Below are 22,549 nucleotides of genomic sequence, written 5' to 3'. Positions count from 1 at the left end.
GGACATCCCGGCCAGGCGCGGCCGCATCGTGGCCGTGCCCGGCGGGGTCGGTCGCGGGCGGGCCGCGGCGCGGGCGGCCTGCTGCAACGCGTGAGCGTCTGCGCGCGAGGGCGCCGTGTACGTCGTCCGGCGGCCAAGCGTGAGTACCGCCTGCCGGGGGGACGTCTCGCGGGCGCTGGTCCGGGTGCGGTGCACGTCACGGCGGCGCGGATCGTTCGTCGGCGTCGACGCGCCGCTCACCGGGCAACTCCCGCGCGACGGGGACGTGAACGAAGAGGGGTGTGGTGCATGGGGAACGTTTCTGGTTCGAGCGCCCTCGATGAGCGCAAAGAAGAGAGGGGTGGGGATCGCCAGGTACGGCGACCCCCACCGGGGCGCGGCGGTATCGCGCGCGCCCGGGCGCGACGCAGCAGCGCTGCGCCTGCCCAGGAGGAGGGGGAAGGGGCGTCAGAGAAGGCGGGTCAGCGGGACGCGAGGAGGTCCTGCATGGTCGCAATCTCCTCCGTCTGCGTCTGCACGATCATCTCCGCCATCTCGATCGCGTCCGCGTTCTGGCCCTTATCGACCTCGGTCTGCGCCATCTCCACAGCACCCTCGTGGTGCATCATCATCTGCTCGAGGAACAGCTTCTCCGCCTCGGCGCCGGTCGCGCTCTCCAGCGCGGACATGTCCTCGTCGGACATCATCCCGTCCATGCTGTGATCCATGCCCGACATCGAGTCCTCAGCCCCCCACGCGGTGAGCCACTCCTCGAGCTGAGAAATTTCCGGCCCCTGAGCTTCCTTGATCTGGGTCGCGAGGTCGGTGACGTCGGTGCTGATGCCGTCCTTCGCGAGGATCATGTCGGACATCTCCACCGCCTGCTCGTGGTGGGGCTTCATCATCTGCGCGAACATCACGTCCTGATCGTTGAAGTCCACCTCCGCCGCAGCAGTCGAAGACGAGGACGGCGCCGCGGACGCGGACGAGGAGGAGCCGCCGTGGTCCATTCCCTCCATGCCGCCCGATCCGGAGGAGCTGTCCGAGCAGGCGGTAAGAGTGATCGCGGTCGCCAGAGCGAGAGTCGAGGCGAGAAGAGTGCGCTTGGTGTTCATGAGTCGTCGTATCCGTTCAGTCGGTTGCAGAAATCGCCGGAACCGCGCCCCGCGGGCACGGTAGAGAGGTCGCAGCGGACGCTGCGATCACAGGCGAATCAGGTGCGACTGATCGACAACACCGTCAACGACGGCAGATACACGTGGAACCTTGCGCGCGGCACCAGCCGCACCAGACGCGGACCCGCGTCCAATACGCGCGCGAACATCGCGGGCACCCGGTCCAGGAGGATCAGGGACGCGAGGAAGAACACGATGACGCACGTCGCCGCCATCAGCGCGCACCCCATCGCGCAACTGTCATCACACGGCACCATCGGCACGACCGCGCCCTGATCGGCGCCGGCCGCGAAAGCCATCCCGCCGGTCGAGGCGGCCACCGGATCGGCGTGAGCATCGGACTGCGCGTGCGCGTGTCCTGCGGACAGGGAGGCGTCGGAGTGGCTGCCCATCATGGAGTGCATCGCGAACACGCCCAGCAGCAGAGCCGCCAACGTCAGCACCACGACCACCGCGCGCGTCAGCGGCGCGGACAGCTTAGAAACGACGCTGTCGCTCATGATCCACACCTCCGAAACCGCACGTCACTCCACCCCGAGCATCGATGAGGACGCCCGGGCATACCCCCCTAGAGTATGCAGAAAGCAGCCGGAGCGGCTGAAAACCCTCTCCGTACCCGTCCGACCCACACCAGCAGCGGACGAGCTGCACCAGCACGAGGGGGACGAGGACACCGTGACCGAGCAAACCACCGAGCACGACGACACCGCCGGCACCCACGGCTACATCTCCGACAAGGACCAGTACCTCCGCCGGCTGCGCCGCATCGAGGGACAAGTCCGAGGGCTCCAGAACATGGTCGAGGACGAGCAGTACTGCATCAAGATCCTCACCCAGATCTCTGCCACGACCAGCGCCCTTGAATCCGTCGCACTCGGTCTCCTTAACGACCACCTCAACCACTGCGTCCTCGAGGCCGCTGCGGCCGGCGGTGACGACGCGAAGATCAAGCTGCGAGAAGCGTCCGACGCCATCGCCCGACTCGTCCGCTCCTGACGCGCAAGGGTTCGAGGTTCGCCGCGACCGCACAGCGGAACTAGTTCATCTCACCCCCGAGCGACACGGAACGACGTCAGAACGCAGCCACAGAACGCCGTGATTCACACCGGGTGGCCGAATCACTGTGCGCGGTGTGCCGCTGACGTTCGTCTATGGGAGGGCCGGGCGTGAGCTGGTGATGATCTGGCACACGCTGTTGGCGGTGCAGTCGGCGGGGTCGAGTTCGCGGCTCGCGACGAGTGCGTTCTCCAGCTCGGTCTCTAGGAGCGCGAGTTCTCGCTGCCGGGCGCGGACGTCATCGAGCCTGCTGGTGAGCAGGGTGGTGACGTGCTCGCAGGGCGTTTCCCCTGCCTGTCGAAGCGCGAGGACGCTGCTGATGTCCGTGAGGGTCAAGCCGGCGGTCTGGGACGCCCGGATGAACCGCAACCGCGCGGCGGCGTCGTCGCCGTACTGCCGGTATCCGTTCGTCTCCCGCTCGGGGAAGGGCAGGAGCCCTTGGCGTTCGTAGAACCGGATCGTCTGTGCGCTCACTCCGGTGGTGTGGGCAAGTTCTCCGATGCGCATGACCTCATTCCACCACTTGACCTTGCAGTCCGGTACAGGGTTTACGGTCGGGTCGTGGAGATCACCTTGCAGTACTTCGATGGATGCCCGAACTGGACGGTCGCGGCGACGCGTCTCGCGGAAATCGCTCAGGATCAGCCCGATCTGACCGTGAAGCGGTTGCTGGTCGAGTCGGTGGAGCAGGCGGAAGCGATCGGTTTCCGAGGATCGCCGAGCATGGTGGTCAACGGTGCCGACCTGTTCCCCGACCCGAACGCGACGGTCGGGCTCGCGTGCCGCATCTATGTCACGCCCGACGGGCTCGCGGGCGCGCCGACGATGGAGCAGCTGCGCTCGGCCCTCTCTGCCGCATGAGCGCGGGGACTCCGACCGGGATGAGCACGACCGGCGCTGCTGTCGTAGAGAAGGAGAACTTGATGAGCGAGGAGTTCGACCTGTTCGTCATCGGTGCCGGGATGGCCGGCACGACGGCCGCGAACAAATGCGCCGCTCAGGGCTGGCGCGTGGGCATCGTGGACGCCCTGCCGTATGGAGGCACGTGCGCGCTGCGCGGCTGCGATCCGAAGAAGATCCTCCGGCGCGGAGCGGAAGTCATCGACGCCGCCCATCTGATGCACGGCAAGGGCATCACCGAGGGCACGGTGTCGATCGACTGGCCTGCACTGATGGCCCACAAGCGAGGATTCACCGATGGTGTGCCTCAGGGGATGGAGGACGAGCTCGTCGGGAACGGGGTCGCGACCTTCCACGGCAGCGCCCGGTTCACGGGCCCGAACCAGATCGACGTCAACGGGACGCGACACCAGGCGAAGAGGTTCCTCATCGCCTCCGGCGCCCGACCGCGGTCACTGACGTTTCCGGGGCAGGAGCACCTGATTGACAGCAGCGACTTCCTCGACCTCGATCGGCTCCCGGAGCGGATCGTGTTCGTGGGTGGCGGGTTCATCTCGTTCGAGTTCGCTCACATCGCTGCCCGCGCCGGAACGAGCTGCGTGATCATCGATCACGGCGAGCACCCGTTGAAGGAATTCGACCCGGACCTCGTCGACCTGCTCGTGGAGCGCACCAGGAGCACCGGCATCTCCGTGCAGCTCGCCACCACCATCCGCAGCGTCACTCCCACCGCAGCGGGTCTCGACGTCGCGCTCGAGCGCGACGGTGAGATGTTCGTGATCGGCGCCGACCTCGTGGTGCACGGCGCCGGACGAGTGGCGAACCTCGATGGCCTGAACCTGGACGCCGCGAACATCGCCTTCACCCCGCGCGGAGTCACGGTCACCGGACACCTCCAGAGCACCACCAATCCCGCGGTCTACGCGGCCGGCGACTGCGCCGACACGCCAGGAAGACCCCTGACCCCGGTCGCCGTGTTCGAGGGCAAGGTCGCAGCCTCCAACATGCTCAAGGGCACCACCACGACCCCCGACTACACGGCCGTGCCCACCACCGTGTTCACCATCCCCGAACTCAACCGCGTCGGCGCGCTCGAACGCGACGCGAGAGACAGCGGCGCAGACATCACCGTGCGACACCTCGACACCAGGGGCTGGTACTCCACCTACCGCGTCGGTGAGACGACCGCCGCGACGAAGATCATCATCGACAAGAACACCGACACGATCCTCGGCGCGCACCTCCTCGGTCCCGGCTACGCCGAACTGATCAACATCCTCAGTCTCGCGATCAAGCTCGGCCTGACCACCCGACAGCTCAAATCGATGACCGCCACCTACCCCTCCCTCGGTTCCGACCTCGGCTCCATGCTCTAGCCGTTTCCGTTCCGCACCAGACCCGAGCGGAGAGAACCCGCCGGGAGGATGATCGGACAATGCCCATCGATGCTCCGCGACGCGACCCACGCCCCAGCGTTCGCATACGCAAACCACCTCTGCCGGAGGGCAAGGACCGCCGACACGATCAGCTCCCATGACCGTTGACACCCGCGTCGTCTGCTCCTGCTGCGGCAAGCTCCGCAACAGGAAACACGTCCATGCCCTGCACGGAGGCACCGCGTACGTGTGCCGCCTCTGCGGTCTCTGGATAGCTCTACGCCCACACGACGACGACCAGCACGCACCCTCCCACTAGCTCACCTTTCACCACGAAACCCCCACGCAACCACGCTCACCCGCTGAAAGCACACGACACGGAACGGCATCAAAACGCCGCCACCGAACGCCAAGACTCACAGGTTTTCGCGGCGCTCGGTGTCGCGTCTGCGTGTACCGGTGAACGATCCCCTACCGCGACGGTCAGGACGGGCGTCGACGTTCGATGAGGATCGTGTCACGCCAGGTACCGGCGGCTGGTCCGTAAGTCATCAGCGCGATCCGGTCGCGGGTGCCGACGCGGCGGAAGCCGGCGCGGTCGTGGAGGGCGAGGCTGGCGGTGTTCTCGGGGAAGATGCTCGACTGGATCGTCCAGAGACCAGCAGCGTCCGCGGTCTCGATGAGAGCCCGCAGGAGTGCCGCGCCGGCGCCGCGGCCGCGGGCTGCGGCGGCGACGTAGACGGAGTGCTCGACCACTCCGCGGTAGACGGGCCGGCTCGACACGGGCGAGAGCGCCGCCCACCCGAGGACACGGTCGCCGTCGACGGCGACCAGGCGCCCGACGTCGAGCTTCCCCGCATCGAACATCTCCCACGTCGGCGGTTCGGCCTCGAAGGTGGCGTGCCCGGTCGCGATGCCCTCTCGGTAGATCGCCTCGACCGCCGCCCAGTCCTCGGGGAGCATCGCCCGGACCGCCATCACGAGCAGCAGCTTCCTCCGGCGGATCCGATGTCAGTCGAGCAGACGCCGGTCTCGGGGAGCACGAGCTGCACCCGCCGGGCCGCGGCGTGATCGCCCGCGAGCTCGTCCGCGATAGAGCGGACCTGCTCGTAACCGGTGACCAGGAGGAAGGTCGGGGCGCGGCCGTAGGACTTCATGCCGGCGATGAAGAAGTTCGGTTCGGGGTGGGCGAGTTCCGCGACGCCGTGCGGGTCGACGGTGCCGCAGGAGTGCAGGTTCGGATCGATCAGCGTCGCGAGCGCGCGGGGCGCTTCCACGATCTCGTCCAGGGAGACGCGGATCTCGCGCAGCATGTCGAGGTCGGGCCGGAACCCGGTCGCCTGCACGACGACATCCGCCTCGACGCTCTCGCGCTCCTTCCGGCGGCGCCCGAGGACGGCGACCCGGCCGGTGGTGGTCTTCTCGAGGCGGTCGATCTCGAAGCGGTCCAGGAGGGTGATCGCGCCGTCGCGGACGAGCTGGTGGACGGTACCGCCGAGCTTGCCGCGCTCCTCCAATTCGTCGTCGCCCGAGCCGAAGACGCGCAGCGGGCTGGTGCCGCGGATCGCCCAGGTGATCCTCGTCTCCGGCTCCTCGCGGGCGAGTCGGGCGAGCTTGATCAGGGTGTTCGCAGCGGAGTGGCCGGCGCCGACGACGAGGACGCTCTTCCCGGCGAACCTGGCACGGTCGGCGCCGAGCACATCGGGCAGCGCGTGACTGAGATGCTCGGCGACGTCGGCGGCGCCGATCGGGTCGAGGCCGGCCGAGGCGAGGGCGTTGGGCGTGGAGTAGGTGCCCGAGGTGTCGATGACTGCGCGGGCGGTGACGTCGACGGCGCCCTCCACAGTGTCCAGACGCAGCAGGAACGGGGTACCCGCGCGTCCGGTAGAGCGAGTGCGGTCCATGCCCTCGCGGGTCACAGCCAGCACGCGGGAGCGGTATCGGATGACGGAGTCGAGCTGCGGGGTCGCGGCGAGGGGCGCGAGGTAGTCGCGGACGAACTCGTGCCCGGTGGGCAGTTTCTTTGCCGCGGGCGCCTCCCAGCCGGCGGCGTCGAGCAGGCGCCCGGCGGCCGCGTCGACCAGGTACTCCCACGGGGAGAACAGGCGGGTGTGGCCCCACTGCTGCACCGCGGCTCCGGCGCTTTCACCAGCCTCGTAGACCACGACGTCGAGGCCTCGCTCGAGCAGCTGCGCGGCGGCGGCGAGACCGACAGGGCCGGCGCCGATCACGGCGGCGGGCAGGCCGGTGAGGCGGCGCTCGTCGGTGCGGGGCGGGACGGTCAGCAGCATGGTCATCAGGTGCACTCCTCAACATCGACGGTCATCGATGGACCGAGTCTGCCTCGCTATATCGATGACTGTCAATGTGTGGGAGGGTGAAGTCATGGCGACGAGCGAGCTGACTCTCACCGCGGCGGCGGCCGCGTGCTGTGCGCCGCTCGCGCGCGAGCCGCTGAGCGCGGAGGGCGCGGAGCTGCTGGCACGGGCGTTGAAGGCGATGGCGGATCCGGCGAGGCTTCGCCTGGTGTCGATCGTGGCTTCGAGCAGCTCGGGCGAGGTGTGCGTGTGCGACTTCACGGAGCCGGTCGGGCTGAGTCAGCCCACGGTGTCGCACCACTTGAAGATCCTCGTGGACGCCGGGATCCTGGCCCGCGAGAAGCGCGGCACGTGGGCGTACTTCTCCCTCGTCCCCGGTGCGCTCGACTCCCTCGCGGGGATGCTCACCCGCGTCTGATCAGGCGGCCGTGACCCTCGCTGCGAGAGCGTCGACGCGCGCGGCGAGCTCGTCGTAGGCGGCATCGAACGCGGCGTCCGTGCCGGCAGGTACCGGGTCGGGGATCGACCAGTGCAGCGCCTCCGAGCCGAGTTCCTCGTGCGCGGCGTCGCAGACAGTGATCACGAGGTCGGTGTCGGCGGCCACGTCCGCGAACTGCTGCGGAGCATTCCCTGTCAGCGTCAGGCCGTGCCGCTCGGCAGTCGTGATGGCGCCAGCCGCGATCGCCGCGGCGGGGTGCGTGCCGGCGGACGCCACGGGGATCGAGCTGCGCTGCGCCCAGAGCTGCGCGGCGAGCTGGGAGCGGGCGGAGTTCGCGGTACACACGAACAGCACCCGCCGCGCCGCGGCGGTGGTCGAGGGCCCGAGCTGATCGAACGCGCCGGGGATCAAGTGCACGTAGCTGCGGCGCCGGTCCGCCTCCGAACGGCGACGGAGGATCATGCCCTCGCGCTCGAGGACGGCGAGGTGGTGCGCGACGAGGTTCGAGGGCATCCCTAGTCGGTCCTGCAGCTCCCGCGGCGCCAAGTCTCCAAGGGTAAGGAGGTCCGTGATCCGCAGCCGCGCGGGGTCGCTGAGGGCTGCGTGCCGGGCGGCGCGCGCTTCCAATTCGGTTCGCTCGGTGTTCATTGACTCAATCTTGACTGAGTGATCGTAAGCGGTCAAGATGGCCGACGACATGGACACCACTTCCCCTCCTCCGCTCGCTCGTCGGGCCGTGGCCGAGTTCCTCGGCACCGGTCTGCTCGCGGCGATCGTCGTCGGCTCCGGCATCGCCGCCCAGTCGCTCTCCCCGAACGATGTCGGCGTGCAACTGCTGGAGAACTCCCTCGCGACCGCGCTGGGCCTCGCGGTGCTGATCCTGACACTCGGGCCGGTGTCGGGGGCGCACTTCAACCCGCTCGTCTCCGCCATCGACGCGCTCCTCGGCCGCCGCGACCGGACCGGCCTGTCGGGGCGGGAGCTGGCGGTGTTCGTCGGCGCGCAGCTGCTCGGCGGCATCGGAGGCGCGGTCCTCGCGAACGCGATGTTCGAGGTCCCGACCTCGATCGCGACGACCGAGCGGGTCACCGCCGGGCACCTGCTCGGGGAGGTCGTCGCCACCGCGGGCCTGGTTCTCGTGATCCTTCCCCTCGCCCGCACGAACCGCGGCCCGCTCGCTGCGGCCGCGGTCGGCGCGTACATCGGTGCGGCGTACTGGTTCACGTCCTCGACCTCGTTCGCGAACCCCGCGGTGACTCTCGGCCGTGTCTTCACCGACACCTTCGCCGGCATCGCCCCCACCTCCGTCCTGCCGTTCATCGCCGCGCAGTTCGTCGGTGCCGCGATCGGCGTCGGCATCGCCGTGTTCCTCTTCCCGGGCGCCGCCCGGACCGCCGGCGACCTCGTTGTCCCCGCCGCCACCTCGACCTCTTCGCACGTCTGATCCGAAAGGCCTTCTGATGCATCTCGTCGCCATCGGCGGCAGCGACGCGGGGATCTCCGCCGCGCTGCGCGCCCGCGAGCTCGACCCGTCCGTCGACGTGACCGTCGTCGTCGCCGACTCCTACCCGAACTTCTCCATCTGCGGGATCCCGTACTACTTCTCCCGCGAGGTACAGCCCTGGCAGTCCCTCGCGCACCGCACCCACGCCGACCTCGAAGCCACCGGCATGACCCTGCGCCTGGACACCTTCGCGACGGACATCGACGTCGCCGGGCAGCGGCTCACCGTCCGCACCCCCGGCGGCACGCTCGACCGGATCGGGTACGACGAGCTGATCGTCGGCACCGGCGCTCTCGCGTCCTCCGCGGGTATCGCCGGAGTGGACGAACTGGGTCCGGAGGACGGAGTGCACATACTGCACTCGATGGGCGACACCTTCGCGCTCGAGCGCTTCCTCGACAGTCGCGACCCGCAGACGGCGATCATCGTCGGCGCCGGCTACGTCGGCCTCGAGATGGCCGAAGCCCTCACCGTCCGAGGCCTGCGCGTCGTTCAGCTGCAGCGCGGCCCGGAAGTGCTCTCCACCCTCGACCCCGAACTCGGCGCCCTCGTGCACACAGAACTCGACCAGCACGGCGTCGAGGTCCTCACCCGGACCACCGTCGCCTCGATCGAGAAGACCGCCGCCGGGCTCGCCGTGCACGCCGACCACGACGGCACACCCCTCATCCGCACCGCCGACGTCGTCCTTCTCGTCGTCGGCGTGAAGCCGAACACCGACCTGCTCGCCCGCGCCGGAGCGTCTCTCGGCGCCGGCCGCGCGGTCGTCGTCGACGAGGCGATGCGCACGGGCCTGCCGCACGTGTTCGCGGCAGGCGACGGAGTGACCACGCACCACCGTCTGCTCGGCAGCACCTACCTGCCGCTGGGCACCACGGCCCACAAGCAGGGACGGGTGGCCGGCGAGAACGCTCTCGGCGGCGATGCCCGGTTCGCCGGCTCGGTCGGCACGCAGGTCGTGAAGGTCTTCGACCTCGTCGCCTCCCGCACCGGCCTCCGCGAGCACGAGGCCCTCGCCGCCGGGTACGCGCCTGCGACGACGACCGCGGTGGCGGACGATCACAAGCGCTACTACCCGGGCGCGCAGCCGATCACGATCCGCATCACCGGTGACACCCGCGACGGACGTCTGCTCGGCGCGCAGCTCGTCGGACGCCTCGGCACCGAGACGGCGAAGCGCGTCGACACCTACGCGACCGCCCTGTTCGCCGGGCTCACCGTCGAGCAGGTCTCCGACCTCGACCTCTCGTACACACCCCCGCTCGGCTCCCCCTGGGACGCCGTGCAGATCGCCACCCAGACCTGGACCCGCACCACCACCGGAAGCAGCATCCCCGCATGACCGAGAAGCCCACCGTCCTCTTCCTCTGCCAGCACAACGCCGGCCGCTCCCAACTCGGCGCAGGCCTGCTCGAAGTCCTCGCCGGCGACCGCTACACCGCCACCTCCGCCGGTCTCTCCCCGGCCGAAATGGTGAACCCCGCGATCGCTGCGACCGTCGCTGAGCTCGGCCTCGATATCAGCGACCGCACCCCCCGCTCCGTCACGGTGGAGGACCTCGAGAACGCGGACATCGTCGTCGCCATGAAGCCCGGCCTTACCCTCCCTGCGACTCCGACCGGCCGGTTCCTGGAGTGGAAGTTCCCCGACCCGACCGACTGGAGCGCCGAGAACGTCCGCCCCCTCCGCGAGGCCGTCGCCGCGCGCATCCGCACGGAACTCCTCGATTAGACGCGACACGGAGCGGCATCAGAACGCCGCCACAGAACGCTGAAGCTCACAATCCCGCGGCCGGTTCTACTGCGCGCACGTGTACCGGTGGACGATCCCCATACGGGACGGCCTCCCGTTCCTATCCCGGCGTGAGGAGCGGCTGGAGAGGAAGTCACTTCGGCGACGGCGAGCACCCCCGGAGTTGCAGAGCGGGGACGCTACGACCTGCCGGCCGAATCGCTGGCGAGCAGGCCAGGAAGTGCGGCTTCCGCCGTCGTGGTGAGGGTGCGCCGGAGCCAGCGCGAGGCAGGGTCGGCGTCCGCGCGCTGGTGCCACCGCTGCTCGACAGTCACAGTCGGGAGACCGAACGGGACGCGATGGATGCGCAGGGGCACTCCCCGTTCGACGAGATGAGCCGCCAGGCACGAGGGGATGAGGCAGAGCAGGTCGTCCTCGAGTGCCATCAGTGCGCCGACCGCGTAGCTGGGCACGACCGCCACCACGCGCCGGGCGAGACCGGCCCCGTCGAGGGCGTCGTCGAGGGGTCCGCGGTCGAGCCCGCGGCGGGATGCGGAGACGTGGGGCACGGAGCAGAGGTCCTCGGCCGTCAGCAGTGCCTGCTCGCCCAGGCGGGACGCGGCGGCGACCACCGCGACGAACGTGTCGGTGAACAACAGCGACGTCCGGACGTCCGCCGGGCCGGGATCCGCGACACCCACGTCGAGGTCGAGGGAGCCGGCCCGGAGCAGGTCCGGGTCCTTCGCGTCCTGGGGCAGGAAGCGGAGCCGGATGTTCGGCGCCTCCGTCTTCACGAGTCGCGTGAGTCGAGGAGCGAGGACTGGGGTGAGAGCGTCGTTGATGCGGATCGTGAACGTCCGGCTCCAGGTAGCCGGGTCTCCCGAGCTCTCGAAGTGGAGCCGGTCGGCGTCCTCGAGAAGGCTGCGCACCCGGCCGGCCGCGCGCTGGGCGAAAGGCGTCGGCACCATGCTCCGACCCGCGCGCACGAGGATCGGATCGCGCATCGACAGCCGCAGTCGCCCGAGTGCTCGGCTCGTCGCCGGGACCGACAGGTGCAGGAGTTCGGACGCGCCGGTGACGCTGCCTGCGGAGAGGAGCGCGTCGAAGACCCGCAGGAGGTTCAGATCGAGCTGCTCGGTCGACATGTAGTCATTGTGCCGCGCGCAACCGTTTCTTGCCGATGTTGCTCTCGACGAGAACCGCGAGGCGCTTCACCATGGAGAACGAGCGATCCGCTCCCCCTCTCCTCGGCATCCGGCCGAGCACCCCGACCAGGAGGTCCCCATGGCACGCATCGTGCGCCCGCGAGCATTCGGCGGTCCCGACGTCCTCGACGTCGTCGAGATCGACACCCCCGTCCCCGGCCCCGGCGAGGTGGTGGTCGAGGTGCGGGCCGCCGGAGTGAACCCACTCGACTGGAAGCTCTACAGCGGAGCCTTCCACGAGGTCGACGACGACGAGAAGGACGCCGCCGGCCTGTCGGAGGTGATGCCGAGCCTCGGCATGGACGCCGCCGGAGTCGTCGCAGCGGTCGGACCCGGCGTCCACGGCGTCACCGTCGGGGACGAGGTCATCGTCTACCCCGTGACCGCCGCGTACGCCGATCGCGTCGTCGTCCACGCGAGCTCACTGATCCCGAAACCCGAGAGCCTCTCCTGGCCGGAGGCGGGCGGGCTCATGCTCGCCGGACTCACCGCAGCCCACACGGTCCACGCGACCGGTGTCCGGGCCGGCGACACCGTCCTCGTCCACGGCGGCTCCGGCGGCGTCGGACTCATCGCCGTCCAGCTCGCCCGCCACCTCGGCGCGACGGTCGTCGCCACCGCCGCGGAGCGCAACCACGAGCTGCTCCGTGAGCTCGGAGCGACGCCCGTCGCGTACGGCCCCGGACTGGCCGACCGGGTCCGGGCCGCGGCACCGCAGGGAGTCGATGCCGCGATCGACACCGCGGGCACCGACGAGGCACTCGACGTGTCGCTGGAGCTGATCGCCGACCCCGCACGCATCGCCTCCATCACGGGATCCGACCGCCGCATCGGAACCGGCGTGACACTCATCGGCTACGGACCCGGTCAGGACGCCGGCACCGAGTACCGCTCATCCCAGCGCGCACGCCTCGCCGAGCTGGCCGGGGTCGGCGCGGTCCGCGTGATCATCGCGGACACCTTCTCTCTCGACCAGGTCGCGCAGGCACACGAACTCGGCCGCTCCGGTCGTGCGACCGGCAAGATCGTCCTCCTGCCCTGAGCCGAGACGCCGTCCCCACGACGTCAGAGAACCCAGGCCTGCATCACGACGCGGGAATGCAGTGCTCTCGGGAGTCCCACTGAACGATCCCCTTTCGGGACGCACCATCAGCGGAACTCGACGCTGCTCAGGATCAGCGGATGAGGGCTGCGGCGGAAAGGTCGGTGCCGTGGCAGCGGAGTGGAGTCGTCACGCGACCGGCTGTCCGGCGATCCAGACGGCGACCGGCCGGGTCAGGACGGAGACGTCGCTCACGGGGTCGCCGTCGACGAGGAGCAGGTCCGCGCGTCGGCCGACGGCGACGACTCCCCGGTCGGCGAGGCCGAGCGCGGAAGCGGCTCCACTCGTCGCGGCGCGGACCGCGTCGACAGCGGAGAGACCGGCCTGACGGAGAAGGCCGAGCTCGGTATGCAGGGACGCGCCGTGCGGGACGGGGGCGAACGGGCTCTCATTGGCGTCGGTACCGGCGACGATCCGGACGCCCGCGGCGTGCATCCGGCGCACGCTCTCGACGGCGTTGCCGATCGCCGCGTCGGCGCGGTCGCCGAGGCGGGCGCGGGCCATGACCTGCATCATCACCAGGGTCGGCGACGCGATCGTCCCCTGCGCGAGCATCTTCGCGGCGGTCTCCTCCGGCAGCGGCCGATCCAGGGGCGCGTGGGTGAGGACGTCCACGCCGGCGTCGAGACCGCGCGAGAACGCGTTCGCGGTCACGACGTGCGCCACGGTCGTCCAGCCGCGGCGGTGGGCGCCTTCGACGAGAGCGGTGATCGTCGGGACGTCGAGGGCGGGGACGTCGGTCGCGTCTGGGTCCTCGATGATGATCTTGATCAGGTCGGAGCCGTTCTCGCTCCGCCAGGTGAGGAACCGCTCGGCGTCCGCCGCGCCGGTGACCGCGCTCTCCTCGGGGTTCCCCATCAGCGCGATCTGAGTGCTGCCCGGCGCTGAGGCGGCCGAGCCGGCACTCCGCAGCGACGGGGCACCCCGCTGCATCCGCTGCTCGGCGACGAGGCTGTCGGGATGCGTGCCGAGGTCGATCATCGTCGTCACGCCCGCGCGGGCAGCGGACTCGAGTGCGCCGCGTGAGCCGAGGTGGACATGCGTGTCGATCAGCCCGGGCACGAGGAACCGGCCTGCCCCGTCGATGACGTCGCCGAGCGCGACCGCGCTGCCCGAGCGGCGGATGCCGCGGATCGTGCCGTCGAACTCGACGTTCACCGCTCCCCGGGGAAGCGAGGGGTCGAGAGCGGCGAGGCGGACATCGACGAGAGTGACGGTCATGTGGGGTGCTCCTTCGATTCGAGGACGGTCAGCGGCTCTGGACGGGCAGCTGGAGGGAGGAGGCGTGCTCGCCGCCGGTGTGGACGATGTGCTGCCCGGCGTTCGCACCGACGTACTCGCGGATGCCGGGCATGAGGGTGCCCATCAGGTTGCGCGAGCTGATGACGAAGCGCAGCTGCTCCCCCGGGTGGAAGAGCAGGCCGAGCGGCAGCAGGTCGATCTCGACCTCGGCGATCTCGCCGTCGGCGAGCTTCTCGACGCGGTCGAAGGCGTGCGCGGGGACGTCGTCGGTCGTGAGCGCCAGGTCCAGGTGGCGGGCCGAGACGCGCAGGCGTCCGTCGGAGCCCTTGTAGCGGAGGATCGTGGCGCCGTGGTCGGTGAGGTCGTGCGCCCGGGCGGTGCGGTTCGCCACGGTGAACGCCTGCAGCGGGGTGCCGTGCGCGTCGAGCTTCTGCACGAGGACGAAGAGGTCGAGGTCGTCGGAACCGCGCGCCTCGACGAACAGGTGCGCCTTCGGGTAGCCGACGAGCACCGTCTCCTCGTCGAAGCGGGTCAGGAACGACACGGCGCTGGGGTTCGCGTCGACCGTGTACGCGGCCTCGACCGGAGCAGGTGGCGCGGTCGCCGTCAGCACGCGGGCTGCGCCGTCGAGGTAGTACCGCGTCGGCACGACGTCCGCGGGCGGGAACGACTCCGCCTCGAGGGCGACGCGGTCGCCGCCCTCGAGGTCGAGGAGGGAGTAGCGGACCCGGGGCGTGTGCTCCCAGCCGGAGTCCTCGCCGCGGAGGTAGTGGTCGAAGAAGCGGCGCAGATCCTCGACGTTGGCCTCGTCGTAGTAGTCGGGCCACTCCTGCGTGTTGTGGATGCGCAGCCACTTCTCCTCGGACGCGATCCGGCGCCAGGCGCGGAAGGTGCCGGCGGTGTGCAGGGTGTTGGAGTAGCTGGCGACGACGTAGGCGGGGACGGTGATCCTCTCGAACGCGGGGATCTTCTGCTCCCACAGCTCGTCGACGAGGGGGTGCGCCTCCGCCTCGGCCAGGACGTCCTCCTTGCGGTTCCTGCCGAAGAAGCTGCCGTCCTGCAGCTGCCGCGCGAAGCCGGTGTCGGGCATGCCGCCGCGGAAGACGAGGTCGCGGTAGACGTCGCTGACGCCCTCCCACGGGTTGATCGCCGCCAGGTGCGGCGGCTGCTCCGCCGCGGTGAACCACTGCGAGACCGCGAGGTAGGACGTGCCGGACATGCCGACCTTGCCGGTGCACCACTCCTGCTCGGCGAGCCACTCGATCAGGTCGTGGCAGTCGCGGCCCTCCTGGCGATCCCAGAGCACGCTGTCGCCCTCGGAGTCGACCACGCCGCGCACGTCCGGGTTGCAGATCGCATAGCCGCGGGCGCACCAGTACGCCGGGTCCGGGCCCTCGAACTTCTCCAGCCCGGAGACGACGCCGTTGTCGAGGCCGACCAGCCCGAAGACTCCCATCACGCTGGGCGAGCTGCCCTGACCCTTCCCGTACGGGCTCCACGCGACGATCACCGGGACCGGCTCCGAGCCGACCGGGCGGAACACGTCGACGTGGATCGTCACTCCATCGCGCAGCGTCACAGCGACGTCCTTCTCGAGCACGACGTCGACCGGCAGCTCCCGGAACGGCGGGGCGAGGCGGAAGCCTGCCTCCAGGACGCGGGCACCGGGCTCGAACGCGGTGAGCACTCCGCTGCGCACGGCGGGCAGCGGGTGGGAGGCGGTGTAGATCTTCTCGGTCATGGCGTGCTCCAGGTTCTGGCGATCGTGCGGTGAGTCCTCCGTGGGCTCGCGTCGGGCCGAGCGTACGTCCGATCGGTCACGAACTCAACAGGCGTTGAGAACATGAGCACGGCGAGGTAGCGTCGGAGAATGAACGAGACCCAGCGATCGCCGCGCCCCGGTCGACGCCCCGGCTCCGCCACCACGAGGGGCGCCGTGCTGACGGCGGCTCGGGCGAGCTTCGCCGCCGACGGCTACGCCGGAACGACCATCCGCCGTATCGCGACGGATGCCGGAGTCGACCCGTCCCAGGTCATGCAGTTCTTCGGCTCGAAGGACGAGCTGTTCGCCGCGGTGATGGCGGTCCCCGCCTCCGCGCTGCACCGCTTCGACACCGCCTTCGATGGCGCCGACGAGCACCTCGGCGAGCGGGTCGTCCGCGCGTACCTCGAAGCCTTCGAGGGCGACGACGCGGAGTCGGAGCCGCTGATGGCGATGCTCCGCGGCGCCGTCACGAACGCGCAGGCGAGCGAGACCCTGCGGGACTTCATCCAGTCCCGGCTCACCCACGGCACGGCCGGCCGGGGCGAGGACGCGACGCTCCGCGCCGGCCTCGCCGCCTCGATGCTGATCGGCGTCGTCGTCGGCCGCCGCGTCGTTGGCGTGCCGGCCCTGCTCGCCGCGGATCTCCACCGGATCGTCGCCACAGTCGGACCGGTCATCCAGCAGCTGCTCGCCCGGGAGGCGACGACGGTGTGACGCTGTCGCCTTCCCCGGCTCGCAAGCGTCCCGCTCACCCATCCCCTTACGGGACGACTGGGATAACGTCGACGCACGCCCGACCGCTGGACGAGACGGGTACGAGATCTCTCGAGTGGATGTCAATTTTCGAGGTCGACAAGCATCTCACCTCCCGCTCGCCTGCTGCGCCGCCACCGCGTATCGAGATCATCGCGCGCGCACACTTCTGCGTCGGGTCGTGCCGTCGACGTCAACAGCACTTGCGACGGGTTCGTTCTTCAGAGGTCACGCCGGGCGGTGAGCGGCTCGGCGCCGAGAACCTCCAGCAGAGCGAGGTTCTCGGCGTCGCGTGAGCCTGCCGGTGCGGTGTAGAGCACGAGGTGCTGGTCGCGTTCGGTGATGGCGAGGGAGTCGCAGTCGACGGTGATCGCCCCCACCGGTGTGCGGCGGAACGTCTTCCGCAGCGGTGGCGGCGTCTGAACGTCGTGCCGTCTCCAGAGCCGTGCGAACTCGGCGCTGCCGGCAAGGAGGTCCTCGATCAGTTCCGCGACGACGGGGTCAGAGGGGTACGTGGCGTGAGCGCTGCGGAGCTGCGTGACGACGCCCTCCTGGAACGCGATCTCGTCCGAGATGCCGTAGATCGCTTCCGGTGGCTGCTCTGCGGCGAGGAAGGTCTTCCTCGCGAGGTTGCGGTCGCGCGGCGGCAGCAACGAGAAGTCCTCCATGAGGGCTGCTGCGAGATCGTTCCACGCGAGCACCTCGAAGGTGGCGGACAGGACGATGCCGGCGGTGTGCGGGAGTCGTTCGAGGAGCGCGAGGACGCTCGGTCGAACGTCGCGACGGTGCAAGCCCGACGGGGTCGGAGCGGTGCCGGCGAGCCGGTGCAGGTGGTCGGACTCCTCGGACGTGAGACGGAGAGCACCAGCGATACCACCGAGGACGACGTCCGAGGGTCGAGGAGCGCGGCCCTGTTCGAGACGGGCGTAGTACTCGGTGGAGATGTGCGCGAGAACGGCGATCTCCTCCCTGCGCAGTCCCGGTGTTCTGCGGCGTGGTCCCGACGGTAATCCGACGTCCTCCGGCCGGAGACGCTCGCGGCGACTTCGGAGGAACGCTGCAAGCTCACCCTTGTCCATGCTCCCCAGTGTGCGCCTGAGCCGGCGATGGATCCTCGTACCGTTTGTGCCTGGATGCGGATTCCGCGGGCGGCGACGGTGTTCGTATGACGCACACCAACGAATCCACACCGGTCGGCCTGCTGACCGGCAAAGTCATCTTCATCACCGGAGCCAGCCGTGGCATCGGCGCCGCGGCGGCTCGCCTCTTCGCTGGCGAGGGTGCCGCTGTCGTGCTGGCGGCCCGCAACACGAGAGCGCTCGGCTCGATCGTCGACGAGATCCGCGGTCAGGGCGGCACGGCTGATGCCGTCGCCATGGACCTCGCTGACCGGGCGAGCATCCGCGCCGCCGTGGACCACGTCGAGGAGCTCCACGGACGCCTCGACGGCGCCTTCAACAACGGCGGCGTGAACCAGCAGAACGTCGGTCCCCTCGACACCACTTCCGACGACGACATCGACGAGCAGTTCGCGGTGAACTTCCGTGCTCACTGGGTCGCGATGCTTGCCGAAGCAGCCCTCATGAGGAAGTCCGGAGGAGGTGCGATCGTCAACACCTCCAGCATCGGCAGTCGCCGCGCAGTTCCGCCCCTGCCCGCGTACGGGGCGATGAAGCGAGCACTGAACAGCATCACCGAGACCGCGGCGGTGACCTGGGCCGGGGAAGGGATCCGCGTCAACGGGATCACGCCAGGTGGAACCGCAACGGAAATGATGGACGAGTGGGAGAAGAAGACGCCGGGGATCATCGACGCGAACAACGCAGCTAGCCCCATCGGCCGCATGGCGACCGCCCTCGAAGTCGCCGAGGTCGCCGGTTTCCTCCTGAGCGACCGCGCCTCAGCCGTGACGGGCGCCATCGTGCCCGTCGACGGCGGCGCCGGCGCCTGAGGCAGGGGGAACGCACATGACCGACACAACCACCGACAACGGCTCGACCCGCGGTAGCGGACCCTCTTGGACGGACCTCAGCAGCCAGGTGGCGGTCGTCACCGGGGCCAGCCGAGGGATCGGGCGAGCGATCGCACTCCGACTCGGCCTCCTCGGCGCCAGCGTCGTCGTGAACTACTCACGCGACGCAGCAGGAGCAGCAGACACCGTCGCCGCCATCACGGCAGCCGGCTCCAACGCCGTGGCCGTCCAGGCCGACGTGTCGGATCCGACGCAGGTCGACTCGCTGTTCACCTCAGCGTTAGCGCAGTTCGGAGGTGTCGACGTCGTCGTGGCGAACGCCGGTATCGATGAAACCGGCGGACCGATCGTCGACGTCACCGAAGCGGAGTACGACCGGATGTTCGGCGTCAACGCCAAGGGTGCGTTCTTCACGCTCCAGCAGGCAGCACGCACGGTGAACCGGGGCGGAACGATCCTCTACATCGGATCAGGTTCCGTACTGCGACCCGCCGCAGGGTTCGGGCTCTACGCGTCGAGCAAGCTGGTCGGCGGGTACCTCACCGGGGTGCTCGCTCAGGAGGTCGGGGGGCGTGGCGTGACCGTCAACACCATCATCGCCAGCGCGACGGACGGCGCCGGGTACTTCGCCGCCGCATCCGACGATGACCCGCTCCGCACGCTGGTGCAGACCGCCAGCCCCCTCGGATCGAGGATGGGCTCGGTCGATGACGTGGCCGACGCGGTCGAGTTCTTCGTCGGCCCGCTCGCACGCTGGGTCAGCGGCGGTGAACTCCTCGTCAGCGGCGGACAGAACTAAAGGCGGCACAGTCGATCACGACCCCGCTCGAGCGTCATGCCCGAGCGGGGTCTCCACCACTCGATTCCTGATCGTCCTCAGCCGTCGCTCGGGAGGCCCCGAGTGCCATCCCTCTGCCTGTTGTGCAGATGACCTCAAGCATCTGAATCTCCACGGTCGTCTGCACGAGTGCCGCGACGTCGCCATGAGTTGTGCAGGAGGCCGAGAGAATTGACAGGCGCTCGGTGTCGCGTCTGCGTGTACCGGTGAACGATCCCCAAACGGGACGCCAGAGGCGATGCGGATGAGGCGATGCGCGCGATTGCTTGGTGGCGCGCTCGCTACGCTCACGGGATGGTCGGCCTCTCGCAGTGGCGCCGGCGAGCTGATGCTCGCCGTTCGCGCCGCGCCCGGTTCCGGGTTCTGCTCGCTGAGGTCTGTGGTGAGTGCTCGCACCCCTGGGTGGAGCACCTCGCGGACGCCGGCGCGATCGACAGCCCCGTGTGCTCGGAGTGCGTCTACGAGCTCGAGCATGGGTTCAGTAGCGGACCGATTTGTCACCGACCGGTTCCGATCGATGTGTTGAGTCGCGCTGATGCCGCTGCCGCAATGGCAGGGCAGGGCTGCAGCGATCGACTGGTCGGAGCAGGCCAGATTCGGGTCGATGGAGAAGACTGTGACGCCTCTTCGATCGCGACCCTGCGCGAAGCGACAGCCGCTCTCTTCTTCGGGCTGGTCCAGCCCAGAGATGTGATCGCTCTGGCGGCGAACCTTCTCGCAGCGGGGAGAGACGGCGTGTCCCTCATCGCACTCGCCTCTCTTTACTCCAGCGCCACTCCCGCCGACGTCTTCGACCTCAGCTCGGTGGCACTCATCGAAGCGGGAGCGCGGCCGCTGGATCGAGACGGTGACGAGATCCCGCTTCTCGCGCTGCGCGTCGCCTGCCGTCGGCTCCTCGACGGGGACTGGGATCTTCGCTCCTTCTCCTCCTGGGTGCACGACCGCATCGGCCACGACGGACCGTCAGCTGCGCAGCCGCTTGTCGACATCGATGACGAGCTCGACGGACGAGGCATCGGAGCCGGCGAGCGATACCGCCAGAAGGTCGTTCGACTCGCCGCTACCTTCCTCGCTGATACAGAAGGACAGGCGAGCGAGGACCACTAGCGAATCCGTCCGGCGCACGATCCCCATACGGGATGGCTCGCTCACGTCAGTAGGTGATGCGATGAGTGCCCGGAGGCAGGTCGCTTCGGGCCGGTACGGTGACCGCATGGACGACGACCACGAACGTCAGAACCTTGAGACACGGACCGAGATCGTCAACGCCTTCATCAGAGCTGTCGAGAACCCCGAGAAGCTGTTTCGGGTCTGCGCGAACGTGTCGGGAGGTCGCGACGACGAGAGGGCAGCCGTCGCCGCAGAGTTCGAGGTCAGTGACGTGGTGGCCGACGCGATCCTCGACTTGCAGGTGAGGCGCTTCACGCCGAGGTCGATCGAGCAGATGCGGAACGAGCTGGCCGACTACGACCGTCGACTGTCCGAACTCGAACGCCCGTAGGACGATCCGCTCCAGGCACGGTGACTACGGATCTATCCGGCAGTGATCAGCTCGCCGGGCGCACCGAGAGACGCGAGGTCGACATCGCCCTGTGACGTCAGGAGCTCGCCGCTGATTCCGTCGTAGACGGCGGTGAAGACGTCCACCCGATGGAGGTCGAAGCCGTAGGGCACGTCCGTTTTCTCCGCCGGCGCGTGCACGGTCAGCGCCCACACCGGCTCGTCCGTTGCGACCCAGTAGTGGTCCGCGAGAGCGGGGTCGTACGCGGCGAGCTCCTTGTACGCGGCTCTGACCGCGTAGATCGGATACTGCTTCTTCTCCTCCGCGCTGAGCATCGAGAGACGGACTCCGGTGCCGTTAGCCAGGTCGAGCGCCGGGTTCGTCAGCTGCTGGACGTCGATGATCGGCCCCTCAGAGGCGGCGGTGGCGATGGGGGTGCCCGGTGGGCCCTCCGTCGGGACGGTGGGTGTCAGGGCCTCCGTCGTCTCCGTTGGTTGGGCAGGCGTCTCGGTGGAGATGGGGGTCGTGCTGGCGGTGGCGTCGATGGTGACGGGACCGGAGCGGATGCGCATCGTCGTGGAGGTCTGGGTGAGGCTGACGTCCTTGGTGCCCAGGACGTCCATCAGCCACTGCTCTCGTTCGCCAGCGGCGGCGAGGCAGCCGACGTAGGTCGTCGCGGGGCCCCCGCTGACGACCCACACGGACGTCTGCAGACCCGCGGACTGGAGGTCGTAGGTCAGCGTGTTGCACGGCCCGTCGACGCTGAGCTTCGACCGGCCGTCGATGCCGATGATGCGAAGGCTGACGGGGTGATCGAGCAGCCATCCGCTCGATCCCTGGTCACCGACGACCGAGGTGGTCTCGTAGACGGACCTGGTCGCGTCCTCGGCGCTGAGCAGCTCACCGGGTATCTGCGTCGTCGGTGGGGAACCGGGGCTGCTGGCGCTCGTCGCGCATCCACTGACGAGGAGCGCCGCGGAGAGGCAGAGGATGGTGAGGGCGAGTGTTTTCGTGCGTCGGAAGGTCACTGGTCGACTCCGGTCCGCGTCGCGGGCGGGTTGGTGCAGTCGAATCTGGTGGTCAGTCCCGTGAAGATCTCGATCCGGCCGCCCTCCTGGCACACCTGGGTTCCTGCGAGGGAGAACAAGGCGGCGTCCGTTCCGTCTCCGTTGGTGCCCGCGAGCGCAGCGCACGCCGCGGCGAGCGACGCAGTGGAGTGTTCTGCGGGTGTCTGGATCTCGCCCGACAGGGCAACGCCCTGCCCGTCCGGTTCCCAGCAGGTGACGGGCGCTGCGACCGGAGTGCCGCGCTCGGTCGTCACCGCCGTGAGGACTGCCGCGCTGAGGACGGCGCCGGCGATGCCGGCGAGCGTCACCGCCGCGGCCTGGCGAAGACGTCGGCGGCGGCGGATGCGGTGCGCGAGGCGTGCGCTGATGCGCTCGAGCTGCTCATCGCTCAGGTCACGACTGTCCATGGTCCTCTGTCCGTTCCGTCAGGGCTCTCGTCACCGATACCCGTGCCCGCGAGAGGCGATTGCGGACCGTCCCGTGGGACAGGCCGAGGGAACGCGCGGCATCGCTGTAGCTGAGGTCGTCCTCGATGCACGCCGTCCAGATCGCCCGGTCCGTCACGCTCATCTGCTCGACCAGACGCCGCACGTCGAGCAGCCGGTCGTTCGCCTCAGCGTCGGTGC

The 22,549-nt window shown here is 69.4% G+C and carries 26 protein-coding genes; 13 read left to right on the top strand and 13 right to left on the bottom strand.

The window, feature by feature from the left end; translation table 11 throughout:
* Positions 1-461 precede the first annotated feature (461 nt).
* Positions 462-1,094, bottom strand: a complete 633-nt coding sequence (locus C5C27_RS03260; RefSeq protein WP_104313604.1) for a DUF305 domain-containing protein — start codon at positions 1,092-1,094, stop codon at positions 462-464.
* A gap of 98 nt (positions 1,095-1,192) precedes the next feature.
* Complete coding sequence (locus C5C27_RS03255) at positions 1,193-1,654, bottom strand: hypothetical protein (protein ID WP_146079596.1); 462 nt, start codon at positions 1,652-1,654, stop codon at positions 1,193-1,195.
* A gap of 175 nt (positions 1,655-1,829) precedes the next feature.
* On the opposite strand from C5C27_RS03255, the gene C5C27_RS18475 reads away from it, so the two are divergent.
* Positions 1,830-2,150 (top strand): metal-sensitive transcriptional regulator, encoded by a 321-nt coding sequence (locus C5C27_RS18475; protein ID WP_104313602.1) that lies wholly within the window; start codon positions 1,830-1,832, stop codon positions 2,148-2,150.
* Between the two features lie 153 nt (positions 2,151-2,303).
* On the opposite strand, the gene C5C27_RS03245 is transcribed toward C5C27_RS18475, so the two are convergent.
* Positions 2,304-2,717 carry a heavy metal-responsive transcriptional regulator gene (locus C5C27_RS03245; protein WP_104313601.1) on the bottom strand — a complete coding sequence of 138 codons (414 nt, stop codon included), beginning with the start codon at positions 2,715-2,717 and terminating at the stop codon, positions 2,304-2,306.
* A 54-nt stretch (positions 2,718-2,771) separates the two neighbouring features.
* Between C5C27_RS03245 and C5C27_RS03240 the strand changes: the two genes are divergently transcribed.
* Positions 2,772-3,071: a thioredoxin family protein gene (locus C5C27_RS03240; RefSeq protein ID WP_104313600.1), complete on the top strand. Its 300-nt coding sequence runs from the start codon at positions 2,772-2,774 to the stop codon at positions 3,069-3,071.
* A 62-nt stretch (positions 3,072-3,133) separates the two neighbouring features.
* Complete coding sequence (locus tag C5C27_RS03235) at positions 3,134-4,486, top strand: NAD(P)/FAD-dependent oxidoreductase (protein WP_104313599.1); 1,353 nt, start codon at positions 3,134-3,136, stop codon at positions 4,484-4,486.
* Between the two features lie 483 nt (positions 4,487-4,969).
* On the opposite strand, the gene C5C27_RS03230 is transcribed toward C5C27_RS03235, so the two are convergent.
* On the bottom strand, positions 4,970-5,464 hold the full coding sequence (locus C5C27_RS03230) for a GNAT family N-acetyltransferase (protein ID WP_254071684.1): 495 nt from the start codon (positions 5,462-5,464) through the stop codon (positions 4,970-4,972).
* A complete protein-coding gene (locus C5C27_RS03225) occupies positions 5,464-6,783 on the bottom strand; it encodes an NAD(P)-binding domain-containing protein (protein WP_104313597.1) in 1,320 nt (439 codons plus the stop codon). The genes C5C27_RS03230 and C5C27_RS03225 overlap by 1 nt, the downstream gene beginning before the upstream one ends.
* 88 nt (positions 6,784-6,871) lie before the next feature.
* Here C5C27_RS03225 and C5C27_RS03220 point away from each other — a divergent pair, with 88 nt between their 5' ends.
* Positions 6,872-7,222 (top strand): helix-turn-helix transcriptional regulator, encoded by a 351-nt coding sequence (locus C5C27_RS03220; RefSeq protein WP_104238450.1) that lies wholly within the window; start codon positions 6,872-6,874, stop codon positions 7,220-7,222.
* Here C5C27_RS03220 and C5C27_RS03215 read toward each other — a convergent pair whose 3' ends face one another.
* Positions 7,223-7,891: a helix-turn-helix domain-containing protein gene (locus tag C5C27_RS03215; RefSeq protein ID WP_104313630.1), complete on the bottom strand. Its 669-nt coding sequence runs from the start codon at positions 7,889-7,891 to the stop codon at positions 7,223-7,225.
* A gap of 49 nt (positions 7,892-7,940) precedes the next feature.
* On the opposite strand from C5C27_RS03215, the gene C5C27_RS03210 reads away from it, so the two are divergent.
* The 3 genes from C5C27_RS03210 to C5C27_RS03200 are packed head-to-tail and all read left to right on the top strand — an operon-like array spanning position 7,941 to position 10,478.
* Positions 7,941-8,687: an MIP/aquaporin family protein gene (locus tag C5C27_RS03210; protein ID WP_181133432.1), complete on the top strand. Its 747-nt coding sequence runs from the start codon at positions 7,941-7,943 to the stop codon at positions 8,685-8,687.
* A gap of 16 nt (positions 8,688-8,703) precedes the next feature.
* The gene (locus tag C5C27_RS03205; RefSeq protein ID WP_104313595.1) at positions 8,704-10,089 is read left to right on the top strand and encodes an FAD-dependent oxidoreductase; all 1,386 of its coding nucleotides are present in this window, start codon (positions 8,704-8,706) and stop codon (positions 10,087-10,089) included.
* A complete protein-coding gene (locus tag C5C27_RS03200) occupies positions 10,086-10,478 on the top strand; it encodes a low molecular weight phosphatase family protein (RefSeq protein WP_104313594.1) in 393 nt (130 codons plus the stop codon). The genes C5C27_RS03205 and C5C27_RS03200 overlap by 4 nt, the downstream gene beginning before the upstream one ends.
* A gap of 200 nt (positions 10,479-10,678) precedes the next feature.
* Here C5C27_RS03200 and C5C27_RS03195 read toward each other — a convergent pair whose 3' ends face one another.
* On the bottom strand, positions 10,679-11,623 hold the full coding sequence (locus tag C5C27_RS03195) for a LysR family transcriptional regulator (RefSeq protein ID WP_104313593.1): 945 nt from the start codon (positions 11,621-11,623) through the stop codon (positions 10,679-10,681).
* A 139-nt stretch (positions 11,624-11,762) separates the two neighbouring features.
* Between C5C27_RS03195 and C5C27_RS03190 the strand changes: the two genes are divergently transcribed.
* Positions 11,763-12,725: an NADP-dependent oxidoreductase gene (locus tag C5C27_RS03190; protein WP_104313592.1), complete on the top strand. Its 963-nt coding sequence runs from the start codon at positions 11,763-11,765 to the stop codon at positions 12,723-12,725.
* A 189-nt stretch (positions 12,726-12,914) separates the two neighbouring features.
* Here the strand turns inward: C5C27_RS03190 and C5C27_RS03185 are convergent, their stop codons facing one another.
* Together C5C27_RS03185 and C5C27_RS03180 are read right to left on the bottom strand one after the other, a co-directional pair.
* Positions 12,915-14,006, bottom strand: coding sequence for an amidohydrolase family protein (locus tag C5C27_RS03185; protein WP_104313591.1), 1,092 nt, complete (start codon positions 14,004-14,006; stop codon positions 12,915-12,917).
* Positions 14,007-14,034: 28 nt separating this feature from the next.
* Entirely contained in the window at positions 14,035-15,768 is a 1,734-nt protein-coding gene (locus tag C5C27_RS03180; RefSeq protein WP_104313590.1) for a CocE/NonD family hydrolase, read from the bottom strand.
* A gap of 129 nt (positions 15,769-15,897) precedes the next feature.
* Between C5C27_RS03180 and C5C27_RS03175 the strand changes: the two genes are divergently transcribed.
* Positions 15,898-16,506, top strand: coding sequence for a TetR/AcrR family transcriptional regulator (locus C5C27_RS03175; RefSeq protein ID WP_104313589.1), 609 nt, complete (start codon positions 15,898-15,900; stop codon positions 16,504-16,506).
* Positions 16,507-16,766: 260 nt separating this feature from the next.
* Here the strand turns inward: C5C27_RS03175 and C5C27_RS03170 are convergent, their stop codons facing one another.
* Positions 16,767-17,624: a helix-turn-helix transcriptional regulator gene (locus tag C5C27_RS03170; RefSeq protein WP_104238908.1), complete on the bottom strand. Its 858-nt coding sequence runs from the start codon at positions 17,622-17,624 to the stop codon at positions 16,767-16,769.
* 44 nt (positions 17,625-17,668) lie between these two features.
* Between C5C27_RS03170 and C5C27_RS03165 the strand changes: the two genes are divergently transcribed.
* From C5C27_RS03165 to C5C27_RS17865, 4 genes are all read left to right on the top strand, one after another.
* Entirely contained in the window at positions 17,669-18,496 is an 828-nt protein-coding gene (locus tag C5C27_RS03165) for an SDR family NAD(P)-dependent oxidoreductase (protein WP_258066485.1), read from the top strand.
* Between the two features lie 16 nt (positions 18,497-18,512).
* Positions 18,513-19,316 carry an SDR family oxidoreductase gene (locus C5C27_RS03160; RefSeq protein ID WP_104313587.1) on the top strand — a complete coding sequence of 268 codons (804 nt, stop codon included), beginning with the start codon at positions 18,513-18,515 and terminating at the stop codon, positions 19,314-19,316.
* A gap of 333 nt (positions 19,317-19,649) precedes the next feature.
* A complete protein-coding gene (locus tag C5C27_RS03155) occupies positions 19,650-20,462 on the top strand; it encodes a hypothetical protein (protein WP_146079595.1) in 813 nt (270 codons plus the stop codon).
* Between the two features lie 106 nt (positions 20,463-20,568).
* Positions 20,569-20,856: a DNA gyrase subunit A gene (locus C5C27_RS17865; protein ID WP_181133431.1), complete on the top strand. Its 288-nt coding sequence runs from the start codon at positions 20,569-20,571 to the stop codon at positions 20,854-20,856.
* A gap of 32 nt (positions 20,857-20,888) precedes the next feature.
* Here C5C27_RS17865 and C5C27_RS03145 read toward each other — a convergent pair whose 3' ends face one another.
* The 3 genes from C5C27_RS03145 to C5C27_RS03135 all read right to left on the bottom strand — a co-directional run.
* Positions 20,889-21,884: a hypothetical protein gene (locus tag C5C27_RS03145; protein WP_104313585.1), complete on the bottom strand. Its 996-nt coding sequence runs from the start codon at positions 21,882-21,884 to the stop codon at positions 20,889-20,891.
* Positions 21,881-22,330 carry a hypothetical protein gene (locus tag C5C27_RS03140; protein WP_104313584.1) on the bottom strand — a complete coding sequence of 150 codons (450 nt, stop codon included), beginning with the start codon at positions 22,328-22,330 and terminating at the stop codon, positions 21,881-21,883. The genes C5C27_RS03145 and C5C27_RS03140 overlap by 4 nt, the downstream gene beginning before the upstream one ends.
* Positions 22,317-22,549, bottom strand: a 233-nt coding sequence (locus tag C5C27_RS03135) for an RNA polymerase sigma factor (RefSeq protein WP_181133430.1), incomplete at its 5' end; no start/stop codon positions are given. The genes C5C27_RS03135 and C5C27_RS03140, both read right to left, overlap by 14 nt.

This window comes from Rathayibacter sp. AY2B7 (genome assembly GCF_002931635.1).
Taxonomy (GTDB): Bacteria; Actinomycetota; Actinomycetes; order Actinomycetales; family Microbacteriaceae; genus Rathayibacter.
The sequence above is the reverse complement of the archived record's forward strand: the minus strand, read 5'-3'. Positions and strand labels throughout refer to the sequence as shown.